The sequence below is a fragment of the Streptomyces sp. NPDC053079 genome, from assembly GCF_044546695.1.
In the GTDB taxonomy this organism is placed as follows: domain Bacteria; phylum Actinomycetota; class Actinomycetes; order Streptomycetales; family Streptomycetaceae; genus Streptomyces.
In genome coordinates, this window is record NZ_JBITZJ010000002.1 from 1087540 (window position 1) to 1103313 (window position 15774).

Annotated in this window: 9 protein-coding genes; 7 read left to right on the forward strand and 2 right to left on the reverse strand. The window is 72.4% G+C overall.

Going from position 1 to position 15774, the window contains the following annotated elements:
- Positions 1 to 133: 133 nt before the first annotated feature.
- Both smc and ACIGXW_RS12235 read left to right on the forward strand, forming a co-directional pair.
- Entirely contained in the window at positions 134 to 3694 is a 3561-nt protein-coding gene (gene smc, locus ACIGXW_RS12230; RefSeq protein WP_399572369.1) for a chromosome segregation protein SMC, read from the forward strand.
- A gap of 203 nt (positions 3695 to 3897) precedes the next feature.
- Positions 3898 to 5316 carry a sugar porter family MFS transporter gene (locus ACIGXW_RS12235; protein WP_071964643.1) on the forward strand — a complete coding sequence of 473 codons (1419 nt, stop codon included), beginning with the start codon at positions 3898 to 3900 and terminating at the stop codon, positions 5314 to 5316.
- 406 nt (positions 5317 to 5722) lie between these two features.
- On the opposite strand, the gene ACIGXW_RS12240 is transcribed toward ACIGXW_RS12235, so the two are convergent.
- Positions 5723 to 7219 carry a purine-cytosine permease family protein gene (locus ACIGXW_RS12240; protein WP_399572371.1) on the reverse strand — a complete coding sequence of 499 codons (1497 nt, stop codon included), beginning with the start codon at positions 7217 to 7219 and terminating at the stop codon, positions 5723 to 5725.
- 220 nt (positions 7220 to 7439) lie between these two features.
- Between ACIGXW_RS12240 and ftsY the strand changes: the two genes are divergently transcribed.
- Positions 7440 to 8678: a signal recognition particle-docking protein FtsY gene (gene ftsY, locus ACIGXW_RS12245; protein ID WP_071964635.1), complete on the forward strand. Its 1239-nt coding sequence runs from the start codon at positions 7440 to 7442 to the stop codon at positions 8676 to 8678.
- A gap of 108 nt (positions 8679 to 8786) precedes the next feature.
- Here ftsY and ACIGXW_RS12250 read toward each other — a convergent pair whose 3' ends face one another.
- A complete protein-coding gene (locus ACIGXW_RS12250) occupies positions 8787 to 9458 on the reverse strand; it encodes a bifunctional DNA primase/polymerase (RefSeq protein WP_071964634.1) in 672 nt (223 codons plus the stop codon).
- Positions 9459 to 9842: 384 nt separating this feature from the next.
- Here ACIGXW_RS12250 and ACIGXW_RS12255 point away from each other — a divergent pair, with 384 nt between their 5' ends.
- From ACIGXW_RS12255 to ACIGXW_RS12270, 4 genes are all read left to right on the forward strand, one after another.
- On the forward strand, positions 9843 to 11408 hold the full coding sequence (locus tag ACIGXW_RS12255; protein WP_399572373.1) for a hypothetical protein: 1566 nt from the start codon (positions 9843 to 9845) through the stop codon (positions 11406 to 11408).
- A 305-nt stretch (positions 11409 to 11713) separates the two neighbouring features.
- Complete coding sequence (locus ACIGXW_RS12260; RefSeq protein WP_399572375.1) at positions 11714 to 12988, forward strand: ammonium transporter; 1275 nt, start codon at positions 11714 to 11716, stop codon at positions 12986 to 12988.
- Positions 12985 to 13323 carry a P-II family nitrogen regulator gene (locus tag ACIGXW_RS12265; protein ID WP_399572377.1) on the forward strand — a complete coding sequence of 113 codons (339 nt, stop codon included), beginning with the start codon at positions 12985 to 12987 and terminating at the stop codon, positions 13321 to 13323. The genes ACIGXW_RS12260 and ACIGXW_RS12265 overlap by 4 nt, the downstream gene beginning before the upstream one ends.
- Before the next feature lie 21 nt (positions 13324 to 13344).
- Entirely contained in the window at positions 13345 to 15753 is a 2409-nt protein-coding gene (locus ACIGXW_RS12270; RefSeq protein ID WP_399572379.1) for a [protein-PII] uridylyltransferase, read from the forward strand.
- The last annotated feature ends 21 nt before the right edge of the window (positions 15754 to 15774 follow it).

Genomic DNA, 15774 nt, shown 5'->3' on the forward strand with positions numbered 1-15774 from the left:
GCAGTTGCAAGGGACGCTTCGGCGTCCCTTCGTCGTTTCCGGAGAATCGCCAGATTTCCCCCGTCGCCTCCTACGGATGATGTGCCCGGCACGTTCCCGGGTGAAACCGAGATGAACGGTAGAGTCCTACCGCGTGCACCTCAAGAGCCTGACCCTGCGCGGGTTCAAATCCTTCGCCTCTGCCACCACCCTGCGCTTCGAACCCGGCATCACCTGCGTCGTGGGTCCCAACGGTTCCGGGAAGTCCAATGTCGTCGACGCCCTTTCCTGGGTCATGGGCGAGCAGGGCGCCAAGTCGCTGCGCGGCGGCAAGATGGAGGACGTCATCTTCGCCGGGACGACCGGCCGCCCCCCGCTGGGCCGCGCCGAGGTCTCGCTGACCATCGACAACTCCGACGGCGCGCTCCCCATCGAGTACGCCGAGGTCACCATTACGCGGATCATGTTCCGCAACGGCGGCAGCGAATACCAGATCAACGGGGACACCTGTCGGCTCCTGGACATCCAGGAGCTGCTCTCCGACTCCGGCATCGGCCGCGAGATGCACGTCATCGTCGGCCAGGGCCAGCTCGACTCCGTCCTGCACGCCGACCCCATGGGCCGCCGCGCCTTCATCGAAGAGGCCGCCGGCGTCCTCAAGCACCGCAAGCGCAAGGAGAAGGCGCTGCGGAAGCTGGACGCGATGCGCGCCAACCTCGCCCGCGTCCAGGACCTCACCGACGAGTTGCGGCGCCAGCTCAAGCCGCTCGGCCGGCAGGCCGCCGTGGCCCGCCGGGCCGCCGTCATCCAGGCCGACCTGCGCGACGCCCGGCTGCGGCTGCTCGCCGACGACCTGGTCGCCCTGCGCGAGGCCCTGCGCACCGAGATCGCCGACGAGGCCGCCCTCAAGAGCCGCAAGGAGGCGGCCGAGGCCGAGCTGCGCACGGCCGCCCAGCGCGAGGCGGCGCTGGAGGAGCAGGTCCGCGAGCTGACCCCGTGCCTGGCCCGGGCCCAGCAGACCTGGTACGAACTCTCCCGCCTGGCCGAGCGGGTGCGCGGCACGGTCAGCCTCGCGGACGCCCGCGTCGTCAGCGCCACCACCGCCCCCGAGGAGGAGCGGCGCGGCCGCGACCCGGAGGACCTCGAGCGGGAGGCCGTCCGCATCCGCGAACAGGAAGCGGAACTCGAAGCCGCCCTGGAGGCCGCGAGCCGGGCCCTGGAGGACACCGCCGAGCACCGCGCCGACCTCGAACGCCGGCTCGCCGAGGAGGAGCGCCGCCTGCGCGACGCCGCCCGCGCCATCGCCGACCGCCGCGAACAGCTCGCCCGGCTGCACGGCCAGGTCACCGCGGCCCGCGGCCGGGCCGCCTCGGCCGAGGCCGAGATCGGCCGCCTCGCGGCCGCCCGCGACGAGGCGGCCGAGCGGGCCGCGGCCGCACAGGAGGAGTACGAGCGCCGGCAGGCCGAGGCCGACGGCGCCGACGCGGACGACGCCGAGCTGACCGGCCGTCACGAGAGCGCCAAGGCCGCCCTCGCCGACGCCTCGGCCGCCCTCGAAGCCGCCCGGGAGGAGGCGACCGAGGCCGAGCGCCGCCGGGCGGCGATCACCGCCCGTCACGACGCCCTGGCCCTTGGCCTGCGCCGCAAGGACGGCACGGGTGCGCTCCTGTCGGCGAAGGAACGATTGGGCGGACTCCTCGGCCCGGCCGCGGAACTCCTGTCCGTCACCCCGGGTTACGAACTTCCCGTCGCCGCCGCGCTGGGCGCCGCGGCGGACGCGCTCGCCGCCACGAGCCCCTCCGCCGCCGCCGAGGCCCTGCGCCTGCTGAAGAAGGAGGACGCCGGCCGCGCGGTCCTGCTGCTCACCGGGGCCCCCGAGGAGGCCCCGGAACCGCCCGGCCCGCACCGGAGTGCCGCCGAACTCGTGCGCGCCCCCCTCGAACTGCGGCCCGCCGTGCGCCGGCTCCTGCGCGGCATCGTGGTCGTCGACACCCTCGAGGACGCCGAGGACCTCGTCACCTCGCACCCCGCGCTGACGGCCGTGACGGCCGAGGGGGACCTGCTCGGCGCCCACTTCGCGCAGGGCGGCTCCAGCGGAGCGCCCAGCCTGCTGGAGGTCCAGGCGGCCGTCGACGAGGCGGCGGCCGAGCTGACCGCACTCGACGCGCGCTGCACCGCCCTGAACGCGCGGCGGCGCGACGCCGAGGAGCACCGTGCCCGCTGCGCCGCGCTCGTGGAGGAGCTCGGGGCCCGGCGCAGCGCCGCCGACCGGGACAGGTCGCAGGCCGCCCAGGCCCTCGGCCGGCTCGCCGGAGCGGCCCGGGCGGCGGCCGGCGAGGCCGAGCGGACGGCCGCGGCCGCCGATCGCGCCAGGGAGGCCCTGGCCCGTGCCACCGAGGAGGCCGAGGAGCTGGCCGAGCGTCTGGCGGCGGCCCAGGAGCGGACTTTCGACGAGGACGGCGCGGACGAGCCCGACACGTCCGTACGCGACCGCCTCGCCGCCGACGGGGCCAACGCGCGGCAGACCGAGATGGAGGCCCGGCTCCAGGTCCGTACGCACGAGGAGCGCGTGAAGGCGCTTTCCGGCCGGGCGGACGCGCTGGACAGGGCGGCCCGGGCCGAGCGCGAGGCGCGCGAGCGCGCCGAGCGGCGCCGGAGTCGGCTGCGTCACGAGGCCGAGGTCGCGGCGGCCGTCGCCGCCGGAGCCCGTCAGCTGCTGGCGCACGTCGAGGTCTCGCTCGTGCGGGCCGACGAGGAGCGGCAGGCGGCGGAGGCCGCCAAGGCCGAGCGGGAGGTCGAGCTGACCGCAGGCCGCGACCGGGCGCGCGAGCTGAAGAACGAGCTGGACAAGCTCACGGACTCGGTTCACCGGGGCGAGGTGCTGGGCGCCGAGAAGCGGCTGCGGATCGAACAACTGGAGACCAGGGCCCTGGAGGAGCTCGGCGTCGAGCCGGCCGGGCTGGTCGCCGAGTACGGCCCCGACCAGCCCGTTCCCCCCTCGCCCCCGGCGGAGGGCGAGGAGCTGCCCGAGGACCCGGACCACCCCCGCAACCGGCCCGTCCCCTACGACAGGGCCGAGCAGGAGAAGCGCCTCAAGGCCGCCGAGCGCGCCTACCAGCAGCTGGGCAAGGTCAACCCGCTCGCCCTGGAGGAGTTCGCGGCGCTGGAGGAGCGCCACAAGTTCCTCTCGGAGCAGCTCGAGGACCTGAAGAAGACCCGCAGCGACCTCCTCCAGGTGGTCAAGGACGTCGACAAGCGGGTGGAGGAGGTCTTCACCGCGGCGTACCACGACACGGCCCGCGAGTTCGAGGGCGTCTTCTCCCGCCTCTTCCCCGGCGGCGAGGGCCGCCTGGTCCTCACCGACCCGGACGACATGCTCGCCACCGGTGTGGACGTCGAGGCCCGTCCGCCGGGCAAGAAGGTCAAGCGACTCTCCCTGCTCTCCGGCGGCGAGCGCTCCCTCACCGCCGTGGCCCTCCTCGTGGCGATCTTCAAGGCCCGCCCGAGCCCGTTCTACGTCATGGACGAGGTCGAAGCGGCCCTGGACGACACCAACCTCCAGCGTCTGATCGCCATCATGAAGGAGCTCCAGGAGAGCTCCCAGCTCATCGTGATCACCCACCAGAAAAGGACCATGGAGGTCGCCGACGCGCTCTACGGAGTGTCCATGCAGGGCGACGGAGTGTCGAAGGTGATCAGTAGTCGACTCGGCTAAACCAAGATCACTTCAAGTGTTGAACTCAACCTGGTCAAAACCTGGGAGAAACTTCTTCGTCACGTTCTATTGACTTCGAAAAATGAAGACGTAGGGTCTCCCACGTTGCTTACGCCTTCAAGTGGTGGGCGCTTTGATCTTGTGCCCCACTGGAATGGCCACCCCCTCACCCCGGCAACGTGGCCGGGCCCCAGGAGTACACGTTGACCAGCACTGCGACGGCGCCGGGGACGGAGGGCCGCAAGGCCCAGCCCGACCACCTCGGCCATGTCATCTTCATCACCGCGGCCGCGGCCATGGGTGGCTTCCTCTTCGGCTACGACAGCTCCGTGATCAACGGCGCCGTCGAGGGCATCCGCGGGAAGTACGACATCGGCTCCGCCGCCCTGGCCCAGGTCATCGCCATCGCGCTGATCGGCTGCGCCATCGGTGCCGCCACCGCGGGCCGCCTCGCGGACCGCATAGGCCGCATCCGCGTCATGCAGATCTCCGCGACGCTCTTCACCATCAGCGCCGTCGGCTCGGCGCTGCCCTTCGCCCTGTGGGACCTCGCCTTCTGGCGCGTCCTCGGCGGCATCGCGATCGGTATGGCCTCGGTCATCGGCCCGGCCTACATCGCCGAGGTCTCCCCGCCCGCCTACCGCGGCCGTCTCGGCGCGTTCCAGCAGGCCGCGATCGTCATCGGCATCGCCGTCTCGCAGCTGGTCAACTGGGGCATCCTCAACATCGCCGACGGCGACCAGCGCGGTGACGTCATGGGCATCGAGGCCTGGCAGGTCATGCTCGGCGTCATGGTCGTCCCGGCCGTCCTCTACGGCCTGCTGTCCTTCGCGATCCCCGAGTCGCCCCGCTTCCTGATCTCGGTCGGCAAGACCGAGAAGGCCAAGCAGGTCCTGGCCGACGTCGAGGGTCACACCGTCGACCTCGACAAGCGCGTCGCCGAGATCGAGCACGCCATGAAGAGCGAGCAGAAGTCCACCTTCAAGGACCTGCTCGGCGGCCGCTTCGGCCTCCTGCCGATCGTCTGGGTCGGCATCGGCCTCTCGGTCTTCCAGCAGTTCGTCGGCATCAACGTCGCGTTCTACTACTCCTCGACGCTGTGGCAGTCGGTGGGTGTGAACCCGGAGAGCTCGTTCTTCTACAGCTTCACCACGTCGATCATCAACATCGTCGGCACCGTGATCGCGATGGTCCTGGTGGACCGCATCGGCCGCAAGCCGCTCGCGCTCGTCGGCTCCGTGGGCATGGCCCTCTCCCTGGCCCTCGAGGCCTGGGCCTTCGCCTCCAAGACGGCGGACGGCACCCTGCCGACCACGCAGGGCACGGTGGCCCTCGTCGCGGCCCACGCCTTCGTCCTCTTCTTCGCCCTCTCCTGGGGCGTCGTGGTCTGGGTCTTCCTGGGCGAGATGTTCCCCAACCGCATCCGCGCCGCGGCGCTCGGCGTCGCCGCGTCCGCCCAGTGGGTGGCGAACTGGGCCATCACGGCCAGCTTCCCGAGCCTCGCGGACTGGAACCTCTCCGGTGCGTATGTCATTTACGCGGTCTTCGCCGTGCTCTCGATTCCCTTCGTGCTCAAGTACGTGAAGGAGACCAAGGGCAAGGCGCTGGAGGAGATGGGCTAACCCCCCCCGCCGCCCCTCTCCTCGAAAGGGCGCTGCCCCCGGCTACGGCTGGGGGCAGCGCCCTTTCTTGTTGTGCGCGGCACGGCTGCGGCGTGCGGGCGAGTCGGTGCGGCCCGGTGGGCACGTTTGTGCCCACCCGTTCCGCCCTGCGGAACGATTGCCCACAAACGGGCGGCGCGGTTGCCCACAAACGGCGGGAGGGGGCGGGGTGGGATGGGGTCTGGCAGGGGGCGTAAAGCGTGATTTGCGGCGGCATTCGGGGTGCCGGCGCCAGGTGGGGCAGCCGCCGTAAATCATGCAGCCCCCAGAAGACCCCGTCCCACCCCGCCCCCGGACCCCAGGCGGGGCCGCACAAACGAAGAGGGCCCCCATGACGGGGGCCCTCAACAGAACAAGCGGTCAGCGCCTACGCGGCGGCAACCTTCTCGCGCTCCGCGCCAGAGGCCTCAACCGCCGTCTCGTTCTCGCGCGGCACCGGCAGCACCGCCATCAGCGCCGCCGAGATCACAATGGTGGCCGCCCAGCCCAGCCCGTACTTGCCGACGAACGTGCCGGACAGCGGCCCGCTGAACCAGTCGCACTTCGTGAAGCACAGGCCCGCCGCCAGCGCCACGGTCCACGCCGTCATCGCCTGCCAGCAGAAGCCGCCCACGTACCAGTACCGGCTCGTACGGCCGGTGTCCATCAGCCCCTCGGCGTCGTACCGGACGGCCCGCGCCCGGCGCCGCGCCATGTCGACGGCGTAGACGCCGATCCACGCGGAGAAGGAGACGGCCAGCAGGATCAGGAACGTGATGAAGGAGCTGAGGAAGCTCTTCGCGACGAGCATCAGCAGCAGACCGCCCACCAGGGAGATCATCGCGTTGATGCTGACGGCCATCGCCCGAGGCAGCTTGACGCCCATGGTCTGGGCGGTGAAGCCGGCCGAGTACATCGAGAGGCTGTTGATCAGCAGCATGCCCACGATCGCGGTGGCCAGGTACGGAACCGCCAGCCACGTCGGCAGGATGTCACCGAGGAAGGACACCGGGTCCGGCGCATCGGCGAGCTCGGGCGTGGCCACGGCCATCACGGCGCCCATGAGAACCATCGGCACCATCACCAGACCGGCACCGGAGACGGTCGCCCCGACGATCTTCTTGCCCGACGCGGCGTGCGGCAGGTACCGCGCGAAGTCGGGACCGGTCGGCACCCAGCTGATGCCACCGGCCGCGATGGTCCCGATGCCGGCGATCATCATCGCGGTCGTACCGGCCGGCTTGGAGAAGACCTCGTCCCACTCGATGTGCACGATCAGATAGCCGAGCACCAGCACGCTGAAGATGCCGAAGAGGTACGTCGACCACTGGTTGCACACGTTGAGCGCCTTGCGCCCCATGCCGCTCACCAGGAACGTGCAGGCGACGAAGACGAACAGCGTGACGACGATCAGCGGGGTGTTGCTCTTCACGCCGAGGAGCAGATCGAGAACGGTGAGCACCGCGTACGCGCCCGTGACCGCGTTGATCGTCTCCCAGCCGAAGCGGGCGACCCACAGGATCGCGCCCGGGAAGAGGTTCCCGCGCACTCCGAACGTGGCCCGGGAGAGCATCGCGCCGGGCGCGCCGCCCCACTTTCCGGACACGGACAGCACGCCGACGAGCCCGAACGACACGAGCGCGGCACACGCCGCGACGACCAGGACCTGCCAGAAGTTCAGGGCGTTGAAGACGATCAGCGCCGCGCCCATGGTGAGCAGCAGAACGCTGATGTTGGCGGCGACCCAGGTCGGGAAGAGCTCCCGGACCCGGCCGTGCCGCTCGTGGTCGGGTACGGGCTCGATGCCGCGGGTCTCGATGGCGCTTTCGGCGCCGGCGGCGCCTTCGGGGCTGGACACGTTGGCGCCGTCGGCAGCGTTGTCCATGGTGGGGGCCATATCGGGGGCTCCGTGCGGGGTGTGACAGGGCGGGGCCTGGGCAGAAAGGGACGTTGGGACTCTACGCGCGTCGCGTGAGCCCACGCCATCGTACTTTGATCTAACTTTGGCCGGTTAGTGCCGTTAGTCCTTGTCGTAAAGCACGAACCCCGCCGTCCCGACGGCACTGCGGCGCCCGGCGCCCGAGGTGTCCGATACTGGGTGCGTTATGGAAATCGTCATCCTTGCTGTAGTCATCGCTGTGGTCGCGCTCGGCGCGATCAGCGGGCTCGTGGTCAGCAGCCGCAAGAAGAAGCAGCTGCCCCCCGCTCCGCCGAGCAGCCCGTCCGTCACCGCGCCGCCCGCCGAGCCGCACGTCGGCGAGGAGGCCGAGACCCCGCGCGCGGAACCGCGCCGCACCGTCGAAGAGGTCGAGCTCCCCGAGGCCCCCGCCGCGGAGGAGACCGCTCCCGCCGTCGAGCCGGAGACCGCGGCCCCGGCACCGGCCGCGCCCGAGATCGAGGTCCCGGAGCCCACCGCCGGCCGCCTCGTGCGGCTGCGCGCCCGGCTCTCCCGCTCGCAGAACTCCCTCGGCAAGGGTCTGCTGACCCTGCTCTCCCGTGAGCACCTCGACGAGGACACCTGGGAGGAGATCGAGGACACCCTGCTCACCGCCGACGTCGGCGTCGCGCCGACGCAGGAACTGGTGGAGCGGCTGCGCGAGCGCGTGAAGGTGCTCGGCACCCGCACGCCCGAGGAGCTGCGCGCCCTGCTCCGCGAGGAGCTGCTGACCCTCATCGGCACCGACTTCGACCGCAGCGTCCACACCGAGCCGGGTGTGGGCGTGAACGGCGAGGAGAAGCCCGGCGTCGTCATGGTCGTCGGCGTCAACGGCACCGGCAAGACCACCACCACCGGCAAGCTCGCCCGGGTGCTCGTCGCCGACGGCAAGTCCGTCGTCCTGGGCGCGGCGGACACCTTCCGCGCCGCCGCCGCCGATCAGCTCCAGACCTGGGGCGAGCGCGTGGGCGCCCGCACGGTCCGCGGCCCCGAGGGCGGCGACCCGGCGTCGATCGCCTTCGACGCGGTCAAGGAGGGCATCGCCGAGAACGCCGACGTCGTGCTCGTCGACACCGCCGGCCGGCTGCACACCAAGACCGGGCTCATGGACGAGCTCGGCAAGGTCAAGCGCGTCGTCGAGAAGCACGGCTCGGTCGACGAGGTGCTGCTGGTCCTGGACGCCACCACCGGTCAGAACGGCCTGGTGCAGGCGCGTGTCTTCGCCGAGGTCGTGAACATCACCGGCATCGTCCTCACCAAGCTGGACGGCACCGCCAAGGGCGGCATCGTCGTGGCGGTCCAGCGCGAGCTGGGCGTCCCGGTCAAGCTCGTGGGCTTGGGCGAGGGCGCGGACGACCTGGCGCCCTTCGAGCCCGAGGCGTTCGTGGACGCCCTCATCGGCGACTGACGGGCACGTCGCCCGCAGCAGCAGGAAGAAGAAAGGGCCGCCGTCGCAGGTGCAGCTGCGACGGCGGCCCTTTCGCATGCGGGGGTGGGCTCCCGGACCCGCCGGGCGTCAGCCGGCGCCCGCGGAGCGGTGGCAGACGTACGCCAGCGTCCCCAGCAGCAGCCGCGCCTCCGGCGGGCGCCCCGCCGTGTCCAGCGCCGGCGGCAGCAGCCAGCGCATCGGGCCCAGGCCCGCGAAGTCGGACGGCGGCGCGGTGATGTGGTCGCCGTGGCCCAGGCCGCGCAGATCGAGCCGGGCGTCGTCCCACCCCATGCGGTACAGGAGCTGGGGGAGTTCCGCGGCGGCGCCGGGGGCGACGAAGAACAGCGCGCGGCCGTGCGGGGTGAGGGCCACGGGCCCCAGCGGCACCCCCATCCGCTCCAGCCGCGCCAACGCGTGCCGGCCCGCCGCCTCCGCGACCTCCAGTACGTCGAACGAGCGCCCGACGGGCAGCAGCACGGCCGCGCCGGGCACCTCGGCCCAGGCCGCCGCGGCCTCGTCCAGCGTGGAGCCGGCCTTGACGGGCGGGGCGAACGAGAGCGGGTGGGCTCCGGGCGAGGGGCACTCGGCGGCGCCGCACGAGCAGCTGACCCGGCTGCCGCGCGAAGCCCGGGCGCCGGGAACGACGTCCCATCCCCACAGGCCGGTGTACTCCGCGACCGTCGTCACGGACTCGGACGCGCGGCCCCGACGCCGAGAGCCCGAGCGCAGATCCCGGATGCCGCCGATTGTGAAGCCCATGCCCCCTCCAACGGGTCGTGCTCGCAGTTGGTTACGTGTCGGAGTGTCTCGGACACGGACGGTCGCCGACCCATGCCGCGAGGCGGCGCGACGGTGCGCGACCGGTGGTGCGCCGCATGACGCGCGCCGTGGCGTACATCCATTCACCTTCCCGCCGGTTTCCTCGTGTTCGTTCCGTGTCAAGTCAATCGCGATGCGGGCGGAAGGAGTTCATTCGTTGGGGTGGCGAATGGTGGCGTTTACTGGACTGCCCTCGCGGGAGCGGTGATCGTAGGATTACTTTCGGTACATGGGCCCTGCCGGACAAGCGGCCGCAAAGCGCGGCAAGCTGTTGGCGGTTCGCGCGTAGACGTGCGGATGCACGCTATGGATGTGGTTGCACGCATGGATGTCGAGGCACGTCATGGGTGCGGACGCGTAGACGCAGAGTTTTCGGATGGGGGCGTTCCCGTGAGCGGCAATGTCAGTGGTACCGGTGGTGCCGACAGGGCTGATAAGGCCGAGAAGCGCCCCAACGAGCAGCTGAACTCGTGGTTCCTGCGCAGCGGATGGTCGAAGGGCGAGCTGGCGCGGCAGGTGAACCGCAGGGCCCGGCAGCTGGGTGCCCATCACATCAGCACCGATACCTCCCGCGTACGCCGCTGGCTGGACGGCGAACAGCCGCGCGAGCCGATCCCGAAGATCCTCTCCGAGCTGTTCTCCGAGCGCTTCGGCTGTGTGGTGGGCGTCGAGGACATCGGGCTGCGCGCCGCCCACCAGTCGCCCTCCGTGTCGGGCGTCGACCTGCCCTGGGCGGCCCCGCAGACCGTGGAGCTGCTGAGCGAGTTCTCCCGCAGCGACCTGATGCTGGCCCGCCGCGGCTTCCTCGGGACCTCGCTCGCGCTGTCCGCCGGCCCCGCCCTCATCGAGCCCATGCAGCGCTGGCTGGTGCCCGGCACCCCCGGCCGGGAGAGCGCGGGCCCGTCGGACCGGGAGCGCCCCCGCCGCTCCCGGCTCTCCGCCCCGGAGCTGGAGCTGCTGGAGTCCACGGCCGTGATGTTCCGGCAGTGGGACGCCCAGTGCGGCGGCGGCCTGCGCCGCAAGGCCGTGGTGGGGCAGCTCCACGAGGTCACCGACCTGCTGCAGGAGCCCCAGCCCGAGGACACCTCCCGGCGGCTGTTCCAGGTCGCCGCCGAACTGTCCCAGCTCGCGGGCTGGATGAGCTACGACATCGGGCTGCACCCCACTGCCCAGAAGTACTTCGTGCTGGCCCTGCACGCCGCCAAGGAGGCCGGCAACCGCCCCCTGGGCTCGTACATCCTCTCCAGCATGAGCCGCCAGATGATCCACCTGGGCCGCCCGGACGACGCCCTGGAGCTCATCCACCTCGGGCAGTACGGATCACGGGAGACGGCCACCCCGCGGACGCAGGCCATGTTGTATGCGATGGAGGCCCGCGCGTACGCCAACATGGGCCAGCCCGCGAAGGTCAAGCGCGCGGTGAGCATGGCGGAGGACTGCTTCGGCGACTGCGAGCCGGGCGACGGCGACCCCGACTGGATCCGGTTCTTCTCCGAAGCCGAGCTCAACGCCGAGAACGCCCACTCCTTCCGCGACCTCGCCTACGTGGCCGGCCGCAGCCCCACCTACGCCTCGCTGGCGCGCCCCAAGATGGAGCGGGCCGTCCAGCTGTTCGAGCAGGACAACGAACACCAGCGTTCGTATGCGCTCAACCTCATCGGCATGGCCACCGTGCACCTGCTGGAGCGCGAGCCGGAAGAGGGCGCCGTCATGGCCGGGAAGGCGCTGAGGATCGCCAAGCAGGTGCGGTCCGAGCGCGTCAGCAACCGCCTGCGCAAGACCGTCGACAACGCCGTCCGCGAATTCGGCGACGTCGCCGAGGTCGTGCAGCTCACCGAGCAACTCGCCGTCCACCTGCCGGAATCCGCCGAGGCCACCCACGCGGTCTGAGCCGTCCGGCCCCCGTACCCGGCCGCGGTGACCCTCCCGTACCGCCCGACTCGGCCCCCCACGCCAGGTCACTCCGGAGGGTCGCCGCGGTCGGTTGTTCCCGTCGCGAGCCGTCCCGGGGGACGGCTCGCGCGGCCGTCCCGCCGTTCATCGGCGCGTAACACGTCCCCCCTCATCGTCACCGGCGCGAAACAACCCGTGGCGTCGGCTGAAACCGTGCCGCGCGAGCCTCGTGGCGACACCGGCCCACTGGGAAGACCGGCCCGCACGGGGGCACGGGCCGCGGCCACGAGGAGACGTCGACATTGAATGGCGCAGATACCGCATTCGTATTGATCAGTGCCGCGCTCGTGATGCTGATGACACCGGCCCTGGCCTTCTTCTACGGCGGCATGGTGCGGGTCAAGAGCGCGCTCAACATGCTGATGATGTCGTTCATCTCGCTCGGCATCGTCAGCGTCCTGTGGGTGCTCTTCGGGTACTCGCTGGCCTTCGGCGATGACCTCGGCGCCGGACTTCTGGGCAACCTCGACCACATCGGCTTCAAGGGCATCAGCCCCGAGACCCTCACCGGCGGCAAGGAGGGCATTCCTGTCCTGGCCTTCGCCCTCTTCCAGCTGATGTTCGCCGTCCTCACCCCCGCCCTGATGAGCGGCGCCCTCGCGGACCGCGTGAAATTCAGCGCCTGGGCGCTGTTCATCACGCTCTGGGTGACGATCGTCTACTTCCCCGTCGCCCACTGGGTCTGGCAGGCCGACGGCTGGCTCTTCAAGCTCAAGGTGATCGACTTCGCCGGCGGTACGGCCGTCCACATCAACGCCGGCATCGGCGCGCTCGCCGCCGTCCTGGTCGTCGGCAAGCGCATCGGCTTCAAGAAGGACCCCATGCGCCCCCACAACCTGCCGCTGGTGATCCTCGGCGCGGGGCTGCTGTGGTTCGGCTGGTTCGGCTTCAACGCCGGCTCGGCGCTCGCCGCCAACGGCGTCGCCGCCAACATGGCCATGAACACCCAGGTCGCCACGGGCGCCGCCATGCTCGGCTGGCTCGCCTACGAGCGCATCAAGCACGGCGCCTTCACCACCCTCGGCGCGGCCTCCGGCGCCGTCGCCGGACTGGTCGCCATCACCCCGGCCGGCGCGGCCGTCAACGCCTTCGGTGCCATCCTCATCGGCCTCGTCGCCGGCGCCGTCTGCTCCTGGGCCGTCGGATGGAAGTTCAAGTTCGGCTTCGACGACTCCCTCGACGTCGTCGGCGTCCACCTCGTCGGCGGCATCATCGGCACCCTGCTCGTCGGCCTCCTGGCCACCGGCGGCGTCGGCGGCCTGACCCAGCTCGGCCGCCAGGCCGCCGGGGCGTTCTCCGTCCTCGCTTACTCCTTCACCGTCTCCTGGGTGCTTGCCAAGCTCGTCGACAAGCTGATCGGCTTCCGGGCGAGCGAGGAGGACGAGCTCAGCGGCGTCGACCAGGCCTACCACGCCGAAACCGCCTACGACTTCAGCGCCGTCGGCGGCGCCGCGGCCGGCCGCGGGTCGACGCCCGCCCCCGCGCAGCAGACCCGGAACAAGAAGGTGGACGCATGAAGCTCATCACCGCGGTCGTCAAACCGCACCGGTTCGAGGACGTCAAGAAGGCCCTGCAGGCCTTCGGCGTCAAGGGCCTGACCGTCACCCAGGCCAGCGGCTACGGACGCCAGCGCGGCCACACCGAGGTCTACCGCGGCGCCGAGTACGAGATCGACCTCGTACCCAAGATCCGCATCGAGATCCTCGCCGAGGACGACGACGCCGACGACATCATCGACGTCGTCGTCGCGGCCGCCCGCACCGACAAGATCGGCGACGGCAAGGTGTGGGTCGTCCCGGTCGAGACGGTCGTCCGCGTCCGTACCGACGAACGCGGCGCGGACGCGCTCTGAGCACAGGGGAAGGGGCCTGACATGACGCGGACCGAGGCCGCCGCCACCGACCCGGAATCCGGCGGCTACGCCGCGGCCCGGCTGCGGCTCCTGCACGAGGAGTCCCTGTCCGGACCCCCGCTGCGGGCGGAGCTCGCCCGGCTCACCGACCGGTGGCTGAGCGGGCTCCTGGGCCCCTCCCAGGGCATCGCGCTCGTGGCCGTCGGCGGCTACGGGCGCGGCGAGCTCTCCCCGCGCAGCGACCTCGACGTCCTCCTCCTGCACGACGGCAGGACCGGCGCCCCCGGCATCGCCGCCGTCGCCGACCGCGTCTGGTACCCCGTCTGGGACATGGGCCTGGCCCTCGACCACTCCGTCCGCACCCCCGCCGAGGCCCGCAAGACCGCCTCCGGCGACCTCAAGGCCCACCTCGGCCTCCTCGACGCCCGCCACATCGCCGGCGACGCGGACCTGACCGGCGCCCTGCGCACCGCCGCCTACGAGGACTGGCGCGCCCAGGCCCCGGCCCGCCTGCCGGAGCTGCGCGAGCTGTGCGAGGAGCGCGGCCGCCGCCAGGGCGAGCTGCGGTTCCTGCTGGAGCCCGACCTGAAGGAGGCGCGCGGCGGACTGCGCGACGCCACCGCACTGCGCGCCGTCGCCGCCTCCTGGCTCGCCGACGCCCCCCGCGAGGGCCTCGAACACGCCCGTTCCCTCCTTCTCGACACCCGCGACGCCCTCCACCTGACCACCGGCCGGGCCACCGACCGGCTCGCCCTCCAGGAACAGGCCGAAGTCGCCGCCGGCCTCGGCCTCGCCGACGCCGACGCGCTGCTGCGCGGCGTGTACGAGGCCGCCCGCACTGTCTCCTACGCCGCCGACGTCACCTGGCGCGAGGTGGGCCGGGTGCTGCGGTCGCGCTCCGGGCGGCCCCGGCTGCGCCGCATCCTCGGCGGCCGCGGCGGGCGGGGCGGCTTCGTCGAGCCCGAGCGGATCCCGCTCGCCGAAGGCGTCGTCGAACAGGACGGCGAAGTCGTCCTGGCCCGCACGGCCCGCCCCGACCGCGACCCCGTGCTGCCCCTGCGCGCGGCCGCGGCCGCCGCCCAGGCGGGACTGCCGCTGTCCCGGCACGCCGTGCGGCGCATGGCAGCCGCAGCCCCGCTGCCGCTGCCGTGGCCCGCGGAGGCCCGCGAGCAGCTCGTCACCCTCCTCGGAGCGGGCGAGCCCACGGTGGCCGTCTGGGAAGCCCTGGAGGCCGAGGGCCTGGTCTCCCGGCTGCTGCCCGAATGGGAGCACGTCCGCTGCCGCCCGCAGCGCAACCCCGTGCACCGCTGGACCGTCGACCGGCACCTGATCGAGACGGCCGCGCGCGCCTCGGCCCTCACCCGCCGCGTCGGCCGCCCCGACCTGCTGCTCGTCGCCGCGCTCCTGCACGACATCGGCAAGGGACGCCCCGGCGACCACAGCGCGGTCGGCGAGAGACTCGCCCGCGACATCGCCCCCCGCCTCGGCTTCGACGCCGCCGACACGGCCGTCCTCGCCACGCTCGTACGCCACCACCTCCTGCTCGCCGAGACCGCCACCCGCCGCGACCTCGACGACCCCGCCACCATCCGTGCGGTCACGGACGCGGTCGGCTGCGCCGGGACCCTGGAACTGCTGCACGCGCTGACCGAGGCCGACGCCCTGGCCACGGGACCGGCGGCGTGGAGCGACTGGCGGGCCTCGCTGGTGGCCGAGCTGGTCCGGCGCGCGGCCGCGGCCCTGGCCGGGGAGCCGGTGGCGGCCCGCACGGAGCCGGCGGCGCCGACGGCCCGGGAGGAGGCGCTTGCGGCCGAGGCGCTGCGCACCGCGGGGCCCGTGGTGGATCTGAGCGCGCCCCCGGAGGGCGTCGGCGACACCCTGGAGCTGATCGTCGCCGTCCCCGACCAGCCCGGCGTCCTGCCGGCGACGGCCGGCGTCCTCGCCCTGCACCGCCTGACCGTCCGCACGGCGGAGCTGCGCGGCCTCGGCGGCGCCCTGCTGCTGAACTGGCGCGTGGCGGCCGAGTACGGCGCACCGCCGGACGCCGCGCTGCTGCGCGGCGACCTCGTCCGCGCCCTGGACGGCTCGCTGGACATCGCGGGACGCCTCGCCGAGCGCGAGGCCGCCTACGGCCGGCGGCGCAGGGGAGCGGCGCACGCGCCGGCCCGGGTGACGATCGCGCCCGGCGGCTCGCAGGTCGCGACGGTGCTCGAGGTACGGGCCCAGGACGCCCCCGGGCTGCTGCACCGCATCGGGCGGGCACTGGACGAGGCGGACGTATGGGTGCGCAGCGCACACGTGAGCACGCTGGGGGCGAACGTGGTGGACGCGTTCTATGTGACGGACGCGGACGGGGCGCCGCTGGCGGGGGACGAGGCCGTGGCCGTGGCACAGCGCGTGGAGGGGGCGTTGGACCGGGGGACGGGGTGAGGGTTCGCCGTCCCCGTACGA